The organism is Rothia terrae (assembly GCF_014705925.2).
Taxonomy (GTDB): Bacteria; Actinomycetota; Actinomycetes; order Actinomycetales; family Micrococcaceae; genus Rothia; species Rothia terrae.
In genome coordinates, this window is record NZ_CP061539.1 from 1,241,661 (window position 1) to 1,255,190 (window position 13,530).

Genomic DNA, 13,530 nt, shown 5'->3' on the forward strand with positions numbered 1-13,530 from the left:
TACGCGAGCACGGTTTGTGGATGCGGTGGACTGGAGTTTTCGAGTCCCCTTATCTCCACTTCCTTAGCCGACCGGTTGAACATTGGTTCAATCGGTCGGTTTTTTTGTATCTAAACCACGTGAGTCTTCTGTAGCCCTCTCTTTTCTCTGGCGGCTGGCACCACATGAGGGATATCTATCGCCTGGGTTTGCGCAAAACCGCCAGAAAAACGAGGTCGGTGGCAGTAAGAGATAGCCCTTGCCCGTGTTCGCTCCTGCTATCGTGTGGGTAGCACACACCACACACCACCTGAAGGTTCCGTTGCCATGGTTAGAAAACGCGTGAAGAGAACTATCCGCAATGCTCGCGGTTTCCATCGCAACCCCAGGGGTGTTCTAACCGCGATAGGTGTGGGCCTGGCGTCCTTTGGTGTGCTGGCTCTATCGGCAGGGATGGTGACTCGTGTACAGGTAGCTACGCGCTACCCAACGGTTGCCGAAGCGCTGCAACACGGGGAGGCCTACGAATACCTTCCCGGCCTGTTCTTAGGCGTCGTAGCCTGTTGCGGGTTTTTGGTCATGTTCGTTTTGAGTCTGCGCGGGATCATCCGTCTAGGACAGTACCATCACCCGGTCTGGATGAGCATCAGCATCCTGTGTCTGATAACCAGCGCCCTAGTGCTTTTGCTGCTGTTTGTGCCGGTGGTTCTCGGTCTGGTCTTTGGACTTGCCACCGGGCAGCTTTAACGTGCCGCCTGTGGGTAAATCAGGGCAAAGCGCTCGCAGACTACTTGCATATGCGGATAAAAACCGTCGGGGGAGTTAGCTTCCCAGTATTGACGGTGGTTTGCTCGCCAGGAATCTAGCGTCCGGTCACCTTCTCCCTCTGCCTGTGCGTGATCGGTACTTACTTGCCAGAATTCGGTGACGGTAACGCTGGTTGTTTGGATGATTGCGCGAGGAGTCCCTGTGCCGTTGCAGAGAACGCTGTACTGACCGGCAACTGGGAGCGGTTCGTTTTCTGCTGCGTAATCGTGAAGCGCTGAAGATGTGGCTGTTTTGGTTTCCGATAGTACGAGTGCAAGCAGATCATCGGCTTGCTTGGCGGTGGATCCGAAGCTCCACGCATCCGGTGCAGTCATAGGCAGTGACGGTAGTACTGTGCGGGCGGTATCCCAGAATTCCTGAACTTCTCTACGGACGTGTTGCCTATAATCTATGCGCAGTTCAAAGAGTTCAACGGTGCTGGTGACCCTGCCTGCCTGATGTGGTTTTGTCTCACCGGTGAAGGTATAGCCCAGTGATTCCCAGAAGGGGGTGGCGGATGCGGCGTTGGTGGCAACGATGCCCAGACGAAGAGTTTTTATCGCTGTATGTAGTTGGAGGCGCTCTAATAGGTATGAATGGAGTTGGCGTCCAATGCCTTGCCCCTGATAATCGCGGTGCGTGGCAAGTAACCCAATATAGGTGGTGGCGGGGGTGGGCCAATAAGTTACCGTGACGCACAAGCCCACGAGCTGAGTATCTTGCCATGCGCCTATAACCAGCAGATCTTCAGGCGATGCACCTGCCGGTAGAGTCTCAAAAATCCCTGATGCAGCGTGAGGTGAGACGTTCTGACCGCTAATGCGGTGGGTGTAATCGGCGTTGGATTCTAGGAGCTCTTGAATCTGAGAAAGGTGATCGCATGTCAGCGAAGAAAAGCTGAGATTGTGCATCATTAAACCTCTCTGGTTAGAGTTGCCGGGGAAGAAATGGAGCTGAACTGCACACATTTTCGCTATGTTCGAACGAATATTCGAATACATCCTAACCTGTTAGCAACTTTTTATTCCGCCCGTGAAGCACGGCCATTTTTTACCGCCGAAATTCGCGGTTTTTACAACCAGTAGTAAGAACTAAAACATGCCTTGATGCTTGCAATCCGACCTGTGAACAACCCCACCCGGTGTGTACCTACAAAGACAGCCTAATCATGTTTGAGTCTGTCAGAACAACCATGCCGGGCGCACCGGATATTCCATACTAACGTGTAAGCCTCAGAAGATAAGGACCCAACAATTACACCAAAAACCACCTGGCTTTCCAGCAAGTACAACCGGGACTTCAAGAGACATCCCACATGTGTCACACAACGCCCATAAAAACCTCTCCAACTACAGGGGATCCCCTAGCTAACCTGCACCCACCTTCATCATGTCCCGCGCAGCCCCGAAAGCAGCCAATAAAAGAGCAATTGACTAAGGTCACCAACACCCAAACGCAACTTCCTGTCATAAACAGCCCACCCTTTAGAAAACCGCTCTCACAGGACTAGCATTAACAGTGAACTACCAATAAACACAGACAACGACAATAGGTGGACACCATGAAAGCTGCACGCTACTACGACAACCACGACATCCGCATCGAAGACATACCAGAACCAACGCCAGCTAACGGAGAAGTTCTCATCAAAGTAGCCTGGTGCGGTATCTGCGGAACAGATCTCCACGAATACCTGGATGGGCCCATCTTCTGCCCCACCCACAACACCCCACACCCCATCTCAGGTGAAACCGCACCCGTCACTCTCGGCCACGAATTCTCAGGAGTCATCGAAGCACTCGGCGAAGGAATCACCGACCTTGAAGTTGGCGACCACGTCGTCGTAGAACCCTACATCATCAACGAAGACGTCAACGTAGGACCCGACTCCAACGACTACCATCTCTCCGACAACATGAACTTCATCGGGCTGGCAGGACGCGGCGGCGGACTCTCCGAAAAAGTAGCCGTCAAACGCCGCTGGGTCCACAAAATCTCCAAAAACATTCCCCTCGATCAGGCAGCAGTCATCGAACCTCTCACCGTCGGCTACCACGCAGTAGACCGCGCAGGCGAACTCCCCGAAGGCTCAATCGCACTCGTCGGCGGCGCCGGCCCCATCGGCCTACTCACCGGCGCAGTACTCCGCGCCAAAGGCATTACCGTCGTCATCTCAGAACTCTCAGAACTCCGCCGCAAAAAAGCACTCGAAGCGGGTTCAGCAGACTACGCCTTCTCACCTGCAGAAACCAACGTCGTAGAAGAAGTCCGCAAACTCTCCAAAGACGGCCGCGGCGCAGACGTAGCCTTCGAATGCACCTCAGTACAAGTAGTACTCGACACCCTCATCGACGCAGTACGACCCACCGGCAAAATCGTCATCGTCTCCATCTGGGGTAAACCAGCCACCATCGACATGCACAAAATTGTCATGAAAGAAATCGACCTCCGCGGCACCATCGCCTACGTCAATAACCACCCCGACACCATCAAACTCGTCGAATCCGGCAAACTCGACCTCGCACCCTTCATCACCGGCAAAATCCAACTCGAAGACCTCATCGACAAAGGCTTCGACACCCTTATCAACCACAACGAAACCGCCGTCAAAATCCTCGTCACCACCGACCCGCAAAACCTAAACTAAACACACCAAACCACAAAGCCCCGGAACGCAACACGCGTCCCGGGGCCACAACCATACCCACCACACAATTTACTGACTACTTGTGCCAAAAACCCACCAATATCACCCCAAAACCACCCAACAAACGATATATTCAACTATATGAAGAATCCCAAAGCATTCACCGCACTAGCTCTGGCAACCGGCGCCCTCATCACAGGCTGCGCACACACCGTACCCGCCGGCATCGCACTTGAAAAAACCGACAGCTTCAACCACCGTGACGACATCGTTGTCTCAGGCGCCATCCATACCGAAGACGGCAAAACCGCACCCGGCAACATCCGCATCACCGTAGACGGCACCGACTTCGACGGCAACGAAGTAAAATTCAACGGCGAACAGTCCTACTACAAACTCACCGCCGACAACACAGCGGACCTTCACGACACCACCTACTGGGTCACCGTCCAAGCAGAAGACCCCGAAGCCGAAGTCAGCTGCTACATCAAAGACACCGGTATCACCGAACCCCTTCACACCTCAGAATCAGAAGGTAAAGGCTCAGCAACCTGCAGCCTCGACTACAACTAAACACCACACACATACATACACAAACGGCCGTACGCACCAGGCGCGCACGGCCGTTTCTCACACCCCAAAACCGACAACAAAATGAGACAATAAAACAACAACCAACCCCAACCACCAAGAAAACATGGACACCCCAAACAACCAAACAACACCCAAAAAAATCAAAAACGAAGCAGACAACATCGCCTACCGCATCGGTAACAAAATCCACGACTGGCGAGAAAACCGCGCTCGCGAAAAAGGACTAGAACGAGTCGTCGTCGCCAACCAAGGCTACGGCTCAACCAGCTGGGTACGCGTCCTCGGTCGAGCACTCTACAAAACCGACGGATTCGAAGAAATCTTTGACTCCATCACCCAAGCCAGCTCAACCGAAACCCTACGCGGCTGGCGATCCTTCACCTCCATCGCCATCCGCCACGCAGCCGTCAAAGTCATCATCGACGACCAACACGAATTCACCATCACCGCAGACGAAGGCGGCGTCATCGACGTCAAACTCGCCGTAAACCTCGAACCCGGCATGCACAAAGTCGTCCTCGACCTCGAAGACGGCGACAGCTCAGAAACCGAAGTCTTCGTCGTACCCGACGACCAAAAAATCGGCATCCTCTCAGACATCGACGACACCGTCATGGTCACCGCCCTACCACGCCCCATGCTCGCAGCCTGGAACTCCTTCGTCGTCGACGAACACGCCCGCACACCCACCCCCGGCATGTCAGTCCTCATGGACCGCCTCCACCAAAAATACCCCCAAGCACCCATCATGTACCTCTCAACCGGCGCATGGAACATCACCCCCACCCTCACCCGCTTCCTCTCACGCAACGGCTACCCCAAAGGCACCTTCCTCCTCACCGACTGGGGCCCCACCGCAGACCGCTGGTTCCGCTCAGGCGCACAACACAAAGTCAACTCACTCAAACGACTCGCCGAAGAATTCCCCAACATCAAATGGATACTCATCGGCGACGACGGACAACGCGACCCCGACGTCTACAGCGGCTTCGCCGTACGCTACCCCCAAAACGTAGCCTCAATCCTCATCCGCAACCTCACCGTCGGCGAAAGCGTCCTCGCCAACCCCACCCGCGTCTGGGCAGACAACCGCTCCAAACAAATCACACGCGAAGAATTCTGGAACGAAGCAAACGACGGAACAACCTTCCGCCACGAACTCGAAAAAGACGGACTACTCTAACCAACAAAAACCCAAAACACGGGGGCTGAGCCACCACACCCGGTGACTCAGCCCCCACCTTTTAAGCCCGTTTCAAAAATTTGTCAATCCACAAACCCCGACACGCCAACCACCAAAAAAGCACAAAAAAATTCTCCCCACCCCACCCAAAACCTCAAGATTAACGTCATGCTTGAACCTCCCACCGCGAAAAATCAAGGCAAGAATTTGCCCACCCCCATCAGCAACCCCGCCATGTGATTAACCAAACCGAAAACCCCCACCCACACAAGCCTGTACCCGAACATGTGGATAACCCACCCCAACACAGAAATAAACCGCGAAAACACGCCACTTAAGATGTGGATACTCAAATTCACAAAAAAACTTAAGCGACAAACCACACCATCTGGGGGCTCTACCCCAGCCACAACACTAGATGTAGTATTGATACCTGTTGAGATAACTACAGAGCAAAAAGCCTAAAACAACAGCCCCAGCTCACAACAGCGCCCACCCGCGACTGCCCAAACAGTTATCACACGCGCAAACAACTACAAGAATTTACGCACAGCCGCGCTCGCAAAGAGTCAGCTGATGAGGAGAGAGACAACATGTCAGTTACGGTGTACACCAAGCCCGCATGCGTTCAATGCAACATGACTTACCGTGCGCTGGATAAGAACGGCATCGAGTACAACGTTGTTGATGTCACCGAAGACGCTGCGGCGCTCGAACACATCAAGGGTTTGGGTTACATGCAGGCACCTGTTGTTGTTGCAGGCGATGACCACTGGTCAGGTTTCCAACCCGACAAAATTAACGCTTTGGCGCAGTAAATTCTCTGCGCCGCAATAACCCGGAGAACTTACGAGCCCACCTGCTCGTGAGCCGGGTTTTTATATGCGCTCCTTCAGCTCCGCAAATCTTCCAGTAGACGATGCGGAAGCGGTGAGACGAACGGGGGAGTAGCACTACAAATCACACCAGCACAAAGAAAGTTTTCTACTGTGGAGAAATTTGCAGAAGAGACCACCGGCGCCACTGCCGACCTTGACCACCGGGCGGTCAATCCGCTGATTGTATATTTTTCGTCTGTTTCTGAGAACACCCATAAGTTTGTGGTGAAGACGGGCGTAAGAAATGTTCGGTTACCACTGAGAACCTCCGATGTGGCTCCAGAAGTCAATGAACCTTTTGTGCTGTGTGTGCCCAGCTACGGGCGTCCTGGTGGTAGCGGATCTATTCCACCCCAGGCTGTGAAATTTTTGAATAATCCCGTCAACCGTGAACACCTTGCCGGTGTTATTGGAGCGGGAAACACTAATTTTGGTGAACTGTACTGCATAGCAGCAGAAAAGGTAGCCGCAAAGTGCCATGTGCCGGTTCTTTATAAATTTGAGCTCATGGGCACTGCTGAAGATGTAAGTAAAGTAAGAGATGGATTGGAAGAATTTTGGAAGCAAAACTCCCTGCACCGAATCTAAGTGCTGAGCCGGGTCACGAAGATCCCACTACTCCTGAGAAGTTCCAGGGCTTGGGCTATCACGAGCTCAACGCGATGCTGAACCTGTATGACGAGAACGGTCAGATTCAGTTTGACGCTGACCGCCAGGCAGCGCGCCAGTACTTCTTGCAGCACGTTAACAACAACACCGTTTTCTTCCACGACCTGGAAGAAAAGCTCGATTACCTGGTCAAGCACCAGTACTACGAGAAGCACGTGCTTGATATGTACTCCTTTGACTTCATTAAGTCACTGTCTAAGTTCGCGTACTCCAAGAAGTTCCGCTTCCCGACCTTCCTCGGTGCTTTCAAGTTCTACACTTCGTACGCGCTGAAGACTTTTGATGGTCAGCGTTACTTGGAGCGTTTTGAAGACCGCGTGGTCATGGTTGCACTGTTGCTTGCTGAGGGCAATGAACAGTTGGCTCGTGAGATTGTTGAAGAAGTTATTTCAGGACGCTTCCAGCCGGCAACCCCGACCTTCCTTAACGCGGGTAAGATGCAACGCGGCGAACTGGTTTCGTGCTTCTTGCTCCGTATTGAAGACAACATGGAGTCCATCGGTCGTTCCATCAACTCGGCTCTGCAGCTTTCTAAGCGCGGTGGTGGTGTAGCTTTTGCGCTGACCAACCTGCGTGAATCGGGTGCGCCTATTAAGAAGATTGAGAACCAGTCATCAGGCGTGATTCCCGTGATGAAGCTTCTGGAAGACTCATTCTCTTACGCTAACCAGTTGGGTGCTCGTCAGGGTGCAGGTGCTGTGTACTTGCACGCGCATCACCCCGATATCTACTCATTCTTGGACACCAAGCGTGAGAACGCTGACGAGAAGATTCGCATCAAGACCCTGTCATTGGGCGTTGTCATTCCTGACATCACCTTCGAGCTCGCTAAGCGTAACGAAGACATGTACCTCTTCTCGCCCTACGATGTTGAGCGCATCTACGGTGTTCCTTTCTCTGATGTGAATGTCTCTGAGAAGTACTACGAGATGGTTGATGACGCGCGCATCCGCAAGTCAAAGATCAATGCACGTGAGTTCTTCCAGACTCTGGCTGAGATTCAGTTCGAGTCAGGCTACCCCTACGTGATGTTCGAAGATACCGTGAACAAGGCTAACCCCATTGAGGGCAAGATCATCATGTCGAACCTCTGCTCAGAGATTCTGCAGGTTTCAGAGCCTTCACACTACAAGCCCGGCCTTGAATACGACACCGTAGGTAAGGATATTTCCTGCAACCTTGGCTCACTCAACATCGCAACCACCATGGACGGCGATGACCTGGGTAAGACTGTCGAGACCGCTATTCGTTCATTGACCGCAGTGTCTGACCAGTCAGATATCTCATCTGTTCCCTCGATTGAGCGCGGTAACTCCATGAGCCACGCTGTTGGCCTTGGTCAGATGAACCTGCACGGTTACTTGGCTCGCGAGCACGTTCACTACGGTAGCGAAGAAGCGTTGGACTTCACCAACATGTACTTCTACACCGTGACCTACCATGCAATTCGCGCGTCCATGCTGATTGCTAAAGAACGCAAGCAGACCTTCGTGAACTTTGAGAACTCAAAGTATGCGTCGGGGGAGTACTTCGAGAAGTACATCAACGGCACCTGGGACTTCGAAACCGCGCGTGCACGCGAGCTCTTCGAGGGCCACTTTGTTCCCGGCCCTGAGGACTGGAAGCAGCTGGCAGCTCACGTAGCTGAGCACGGTATATACAACCAGAACCTGCAGGCTGTTCCGCCGACCGGTTCTATCTCATACATCAACGGTTCAACTTCTTCGATTCACCCGATTGCATCGAAGATTGAAATCCGTAAGGAAGGCAAGCTTGGTCGCGTGTACTACCCGGCTCCTTACCTGACCAACGACAACCTTGAGTACTACGCGGATGCGTACGAGATTGGTTACGAGAAGATTATCGACACCTACGCTGTGGCAACCCAGCACGTCGATCAGGGCCTGTCATTGACTTTGTTCTTCAAGGACACTGCAACTACCCGCGATGTTAACAAGGCTCAGATTTACGCATGGCGCAAGGGCATCAAGACTATCTACTACTCACGTATTCGCCAGATGGCGCTCGAGGGTACTGAGGTCGAGGGCTGCGTTAGCTGCATGCTGTAAGGCATAGGTAGTAGCCCGTTTGGGCTAGGAGGCGAAGTTTTCGGTTGCGAAGACTTCGCCTTCTTTCAGTCTTGCTGTATTATAGAAATAACTGACAAGTTAAACTGATTATCTTCGGGTGGGCGTTATGGAAAAATTTTCTAGAGAGCAGTCGGACAACCTCCATTTTGCGGTGTTTAAATTACAACGACGCCTGAGGAACGAGACGGCAAGCATCACTTCTTTGAGCGCAACGGAAGAAAGCGTCCTTTTTACACTCTCGAGGACGCCGCGTCTTACCAACGCCGAGCTGGCGCGTCACGAGCACATCACCGCACAGTCGATGAATAAAATTACAGCCACCATGATGAAACACGGTGTTCTTGACTCCGGTAAAAATTCCCGCGATAAGCGTCGCAAAGAACTCTTTCTGACTGAGCAGGGCAGAGTCCTCGTAAGTTCAATCAGTCAGCAGCGTTCCCGGTGGCTCACCGCTACCATTGAGCAAGAATTCACGGAAGAAGAAGCGGCCCAACTGGACGCTGCACTAGAGCTTTTACACAAAATCAGCGACAAAACCTCAGCTCCCACCAGCAAATTTATTCCGATGGCGCCGCAAGCTGAACAAGGTTAATAATCACAGCTTTTCTAGATGCAAAAGCACCTGTTCAATGGTTGAATAGAAGCTATGTAAAGCAGTCTTCGCTACACGAAGTCTGACCCATATTTCCCCTAGGAGTTAATCGCTAATGATGAGCGAAAAGGTCACTCTTGTTGACCACGTTGAAGCAATCAACTGGAACCGTCTTCAGGACGAAAAAGACCTTGAGGTGTGGGATCGCCTGACCTCTAACTTCTGGTTGCCTGAGAAGGTGCCGCTGTCTAACGATGTGCCGTCATGGAAGACTCTCACCGATGAAGAAAAGCAGCTGACCATGCGCGTCTTCACCGGCCTGACCTTACTTGATACCATCCAGGGTACTGTTGGCGCTGTTTCACTTCTTCCCGATGCCGTTACCGCTCATGAAGAGGCTGTGTACACCAACATTGCGTTCATGGAGTCAGTGCACGCAAAGTCATACTCATCCATCTTCTCTACTCTTTGCTCAACCCGTGAAATCGATGAGGTTTTCCGCTGGGCAGCTGAGAACCCGCACCTTCAGAAGAAGGCGCAGATTGTCATGAAGTACTACCAGGGCGATGATCCGCTGAAGAAGAAGGTAGCTTCAACCCTTCTCGAATCGTTCCTGTTCTACTCAGGCTTCTACCTGCCCATGCACTGGGCATCACGCGCTAAGCTGACCAACACTGCTGACTTGATTCGCCTGATTATCCGTGACGAAGCTGTGCACGGCTACTACATCGGCTACAAGTTCCAGCGCGGACTTGAGAAGGAAAGCCCCGAGCGCCAGCAGGAACTCAAGGACTACACCTTCGATTTGCTCTACGAACTCTACGAGAACGAAGTGCAGTACACCCACTACCTCTACGATTCAGTAGGTCTAAGTGAAGACGTCAAGAAGTTCTTGCACTACAACGCGAACAAGGCACTCATGAATCTGGGCTACGAGGCTATGTTCCCCGCATCCGTTACTAATGTGTCACCTGCGATTCTCTCTGCATTGTCACCGAATGCCGATGAGAACCATGACTTCTTCTCAGGTTCAGGCTCGTCTTACGTAATCGGTAAGGCAGTGAACACTGAAGATGAGGACTGGGACTTCTAAATCAGAACTGTTTTAGTTAACTGCGTAAGGGCACCGGGTACACCGGTGCCCTTCGGTTTTAAGGTGAATGATTTCAAAGAATCATTGGAGCACTCACGACAGGTTGCTGACCAATATAAGATGCCCTCAGCACAAAGAGCCGAGGGCATCTGTCTGAATAAATATATTTTGGGGGAGCGGGGCGAGGGGCTACCTCGCCCCTTACTCACCTAACTCTCATTACCGTCTTCCTTCTTACGGGCAGTCTTGAATGCTCCAACAATATTCTTGACTCTAGTTGCAAGGCAAGAAAAAATGAGAGCAAGGGTTGCAATGTCTTGCAGCGACATAACAACTCCTTCAATATATTTATTTTTCAGACGCGCCGAGCTCATAGCTTGGCGCGTTTTTGATTCTGGCAAGCCGCTATTTTTGAGGCTATATCGGCCAGCGGTAAACTGGGCTTCATGCTTATTTCCTCCGTCGCAAAAGTGCGCGACGTCCTTGATGCACAGCTTGAGGTTGATTACTGCCTTACGCCAGGTGCCATCGGTTTGATGCGTCAGTTCGGTGGTAACCTATTGACCGCGCCGCGTCAAGAACTGGTTGATATGGGGCAGGCCCGTAGACGCTACACCGATCATTGGGAACTACGGCTGGCGCACTATTCGGGCATTACGCTTTTGAGTGCAAAGCATCAAAAAGTTCTGGAATCCATAGCGGATTTGCTGAATGGCGATAACGGCTCGTGGATTGGAGACTACTCTAAGCTGCAACGCGTCAATGATTATCTGACACCTGCCGCTTTGCAAAACACGGGGACGGCTTTATTCTTCGTTCCTAGTGCTACTTTCTTTGCGTCGTCAGAAATGCACGTGAGGGCACGTGAGCAACTCAGCCAGAGCTTTAACTTTCGTTGGCTAGAACCTCACGAGTTTGAGCAATTCAGGGACGACCGCCGTTTTTCAAATGCGCTTGGATTCAGCGCCTTGCGTCCAGATATTCATGTTCTTGCTGCTGAGAAAGATGGTGAGATTCAGGCGATGGCAGGTGCCTCCGATGACTCAGAACTGATGTGCCAGATCGGTATTGATGTGTTGGAGCCTTTGCGCGGCCACGGGCTGGCACCTGTAATGGTGCGCGAAGTTGCCCAACGGGTTTGCGAAACCGGAAAAGTCCCTTTTTATGGAACCTCACCTTCGCATATCGTCTCTCAGAAGGTCGCTATTAACGCTGGGATGGAACCTGCGTGGTATGAGTTTGCCTCAACCAGTCTGTTAGATATTGATGTGGATACCCCTGAACAAGGGCTGATTGAAGGGCGACCGGAATGAGCATGGAAATTCTCCACGATGTAGTGGCGCCCGGTCAGCAGATTGCTGCTTACGCTCGGAGCCTTGAGCTTTTGCGCGAGGTGGGTTCGGGCAAGCGCGGGGCAACATTGCGTGTCTATGCGCCGCAGCCCGTGATTGCCTTTGGTCGAAGAGACGAGCTAAATCCCAACTTTCAATCGGCAGCTCAAGCGTGCCGAGATCATGGTTTTGAGCCTATCGTTCGTAAGGTGGGTGGCCATGCGGCCGCCTACCATCAGGGGTGTTTGGTAGTTGATCATTTGCAGCCTGCCAAGGATGCGGTGACCGGCAATAACGAACGGTTTGGGATTTTCGGTCAGATGTATGCGGACGCCCTGCAAAGTCTGGGTGTGGACGCTGCTGTGGGTGAAATTCCGGGGGAGTATTGCCCCGGTGAATACTCAGTTCACGGTGTGCTACCTAACGGCGGAAAGATTAAACTGGTGGGCACAGCGCAGCGGGTGGTCTCCGGTGCGTGGTGGTTTAGCGCGGGCATTGTTGTAGATGGCTCGAGCCAGTTACGCGCGGTGACGACCGACGTTTATCGCGCTCTGGAATTGCCATTGATACCTTCCACGGTGGGCGCTGTCACCAACGTCTTGCCTGAAATCACCGCTGAAGATGTCGAAGACGCTGTCATTGAGGCGTACGCGAATGAAGGGTTTGAATAATGTGCGGTCGCTACGCCGTTGAATTTGACCACGATATTTATCTTGCCGAGGTACCAGTCACTGAACCCATCGCGTCCTACAACGTGGCACCAACCCAAAACGTACCGGTTCTGGTTGATCGCTTACTCACCGCGGAGCAAGCCGAAACCGGCGTGCTTTCGCCGCAGGCATCCGTCCTAACCGATGATGCGGGAAACAGCTTTATTCGCGAGTTACACTCGGCGCGCTGGGGTTTGCTACCTGGCTGGGCTAAGGAATCGAGCTTTTCATCGCGTGCCTTCAACGCTCGCAGCGAGACTGTGTTTTCAAAGCCTACCTTCCGCAAAGCGGCGGTTTCAGGCCACTGCGCTGTGCCAGTCAGTGGTTATTTTGAGTGGAAAACCGAGACCACTGACTCCGGTAAAACCAAGAAGACCCCATTCTTTATTCATCGTGCAGATGCTGACCCTATTTATTTTGCAGGGTTGTACGACTGGTGGAAGATTCCGGAGACCGAGGATTTTGCGGAAGCCAGGTTTGAAAATCAGGCGGGGCAGTGGCTACTGAGCTGTTCAATCATCACGATGGCCAGCCCCGATGAACTGGACGTTGCCGAGGCTACGGGTCATCAAGAATCAGCTCACGCTCTAATGGATTTAGGCAATTTGCATGATCGTTTGCCCGTTCCACTCACTTATTCGGCGAATTCAGAGAAGAACACCGTGGACGCTTGGCTTCGCTCGGGCGGTATTTCAGGGCTTGAATCCCAGACCCCGCTGATCGGTTACAGTGCTGAGGGCCAAAGTCTGAGTCAGAGTGCTCAGACGGCACTAGCCGGGATCATCGAGAACGCGTACGCTGAGGCATCCAATTGGCGTATGCACGCGGTTTCATCTCAGGTGGGCAACGTTGCCAATAACTTTCCTGCGCTGATTGAGCCTGATGATGACCTATTGAGCTTTGCCCATTAACATTCATAGGGCAGCTGAAAACTCAGCCGCCCTATGAATGTTTTGT

The 13,530-nt window shown here is 52.5% G+C and carries 13 protein-coding genes; 12 read left to right on the forward strand and 1 reads right to left on the reverse strand.

Features of this window, described 5'->3' with window-relative positions:
* Nucleotides 1-321 precede the first annotated feature (321 nt).
* Complete coding sequence (locus IDM49_RS05845) at nucleotides 322-726, forward strand: hypothetical protein (RefSeq protein ID WP_193836639.1); 405 nt, start codon at nucleotides 322-324, stop codon at nucleotides 724-726.
* Here the strand turns inward: IDM49_RS05845 and IDM49_RS05850 are convergent.
* Nucleotides 723-1,700 (reverse strand): GNAT family N-acetyltransferase, encoded by a 978-nt coding sequence (locus tag IDM49_RS05850; protein WP_190723850.1) that lies wholly within the window; start codon nucleotides 1,698-1,700, stop codon nucleotides 723-725. The genes IDM49_RS05845 and IDM49_RS05850 overlap by 4 nt on opposite strands.
* A 647-nt stretch (nucleotides 1,701-2,347) precedes the next feature.
* Here IDM49_RS05850 and IDM49_RS05855 point away from each other — a divergent pair.
* The 11 genes from IDM49_RS05855 to IDM49_RS05905 all read left to right on the forward strand — a co-directional run bounded on the left by IDM49_RS05855 (nucleotide 2,348) and on the right by IDM49_RS05905 (nucleotide 13,484).
* Nucleotides 2,348-3,433, forward strand: a complete 1,086-nt coding sequence (locus IDM49_RS05855; protein WP_190723851.1) for a 2,3-butanediol dehydrogenase — start codon at nucleotides 2,348-2,350, stop codon at nucleotides 3,431-3,433.
* A 141-nt stretch (nucleotides 3,434-3,574) separates the two neighbouring features.
* Nucleotides 3,575-4,006: a hypothetical protein gene (locus IDM49_RS05860; protein WP_190723852.1), complete on the forward strand. Its 432-nt coding sequence runs from the start codon at nucleotides 3,575-3,577 to the stop codon at nucleotides 4,004-4,006.
* 124 nt (nucleotides 4,007-4,130) lie between these two features.
* The gene (locus IDM49_RS05865) at nucleotides 4,131-5,210 is read left to right on the forward strand and encodes an App1 family protein (RefSeq protein ID WP_190723853.1); all 1,080 of its coding nucleotides are present in this window, start codon (nucleotides 4,131-4,133) and stop codon (nucleotides 5,208-5,210) included.
* A 593-nt stretch (nucleotides 5,211-5,803) separates the two neighbouring features.
* The gene (gene nrdH, locus IDM49_RS05870; protein WP_168615397.1) at nucleotides 5,804-6,028 is read left to right on the forward strand and encodes a glutaredoxin-like protein NrdH; all 225 of its coding nucleotides are present in this window, start codon (nucleotides 5,804-5,806) and stop codon (nucleotides 6,026-6,028) included.
* Nucleotides 6,029-6,199: 171 nt separating this feature from the next.
* Nucleotides 6,200-6,676 (forward strand): class Ib ribonucleoside-diphosphate reductase assembly flavoprotein NrdI, encoded by a 477-nt coding sequence (gene nrdI, locus IDM49_RS05875; protein WP_228008013.1) that lies wholly within the window; start codon nucleotides 6,200-6,202, stop codon nucleotides 6,674-6,676.
* Entirely contained in the window at nucleotides 6,646-8,826 is a 2,181-nt protein-coding gene (nrdE, locus tag IDM49_RS05880) for a class 1b ribonucleoside-diphosphate reductase subunit alpha (RefSeq protein ID WP_190723854.1), read from the forward strand. Before nrdI ends, nrdE begins: the two co-directional genes overlap by 31 nt.
* 223 nt (nucleotides 8,827-9,049) lie before the next feature.
* The gene (locus tag IDM49_RS05885) at nucleotides 9,050-9,439 is read left to right on the forward strand and encodes a MarR family winged helix-turn-helix transcriptional regulator (protein ID WP_190723855.1); all 390 of its coding nucleotides are present in this window, start codon (nucleotides 9,050-9,052) and stop codon (nucleotides 9,437-9,439) included.
* Nucleotides 9,440-9,557: 118 nt separating this feature from the next.
* Nucleotides 9,558-10,532 (forward strand): class 1b ribonucleoside-diphosphate reductase subunit beta, encoded by a 975-nt coding sequence (gene nrdF / locus IDM49_RS05890; RefSeq protein WP_190725434.1) that lies wholly within the window; start codon nucleotides 9,558-9,560, stop codon nucleotides 10,530-10,532.
* Between the two features lie 446 nt (nucleotides 10,533-10,978).
* Nucleotides 10,979-11,845 carry a GNAT family N-acetyltransferase gene (locus IDM49_RS05895; RefSeq protein ID WP_228008014.1) on the forward strand — a complete coding sequence of 289 codons (867 nt, stop codon included), beginning with the start codon at nucleotides 10,979-10,981 and terminating at the stop codon, nucleotides 11,843-11,845.
* Between the two features lie 2 nt (nucleotides 11,846-11,847).
* A complete protein-coding gene (locus tag IDM49_RS05900) occupies nucleotides 11,848-12,534 on the forward strand; it encodes a lipoate--protein ligase family protein (RefSeq protein ID WP_190725436.1) in 687 nt (228 codons plus the stop codon).
* Nucleotides 12,534-13,484: an SOS response-associated peptidase gene (locus IDM49_RS05905; protein WP_190723856.1), complete on the forward strand. Its 951-nt coding sequence runs from the start codon at nucleotides 12,534-12,536 to the stop codon at nucleotides 13,482-13,484. The genes IDM49_RS05900 and IDM49_RS05905 overlap by 1 nt, the downstream gene beginning before the upstream one ends.
* Nucleotides 13,485-13,530 lie beyond the last annotated feature (46 nt).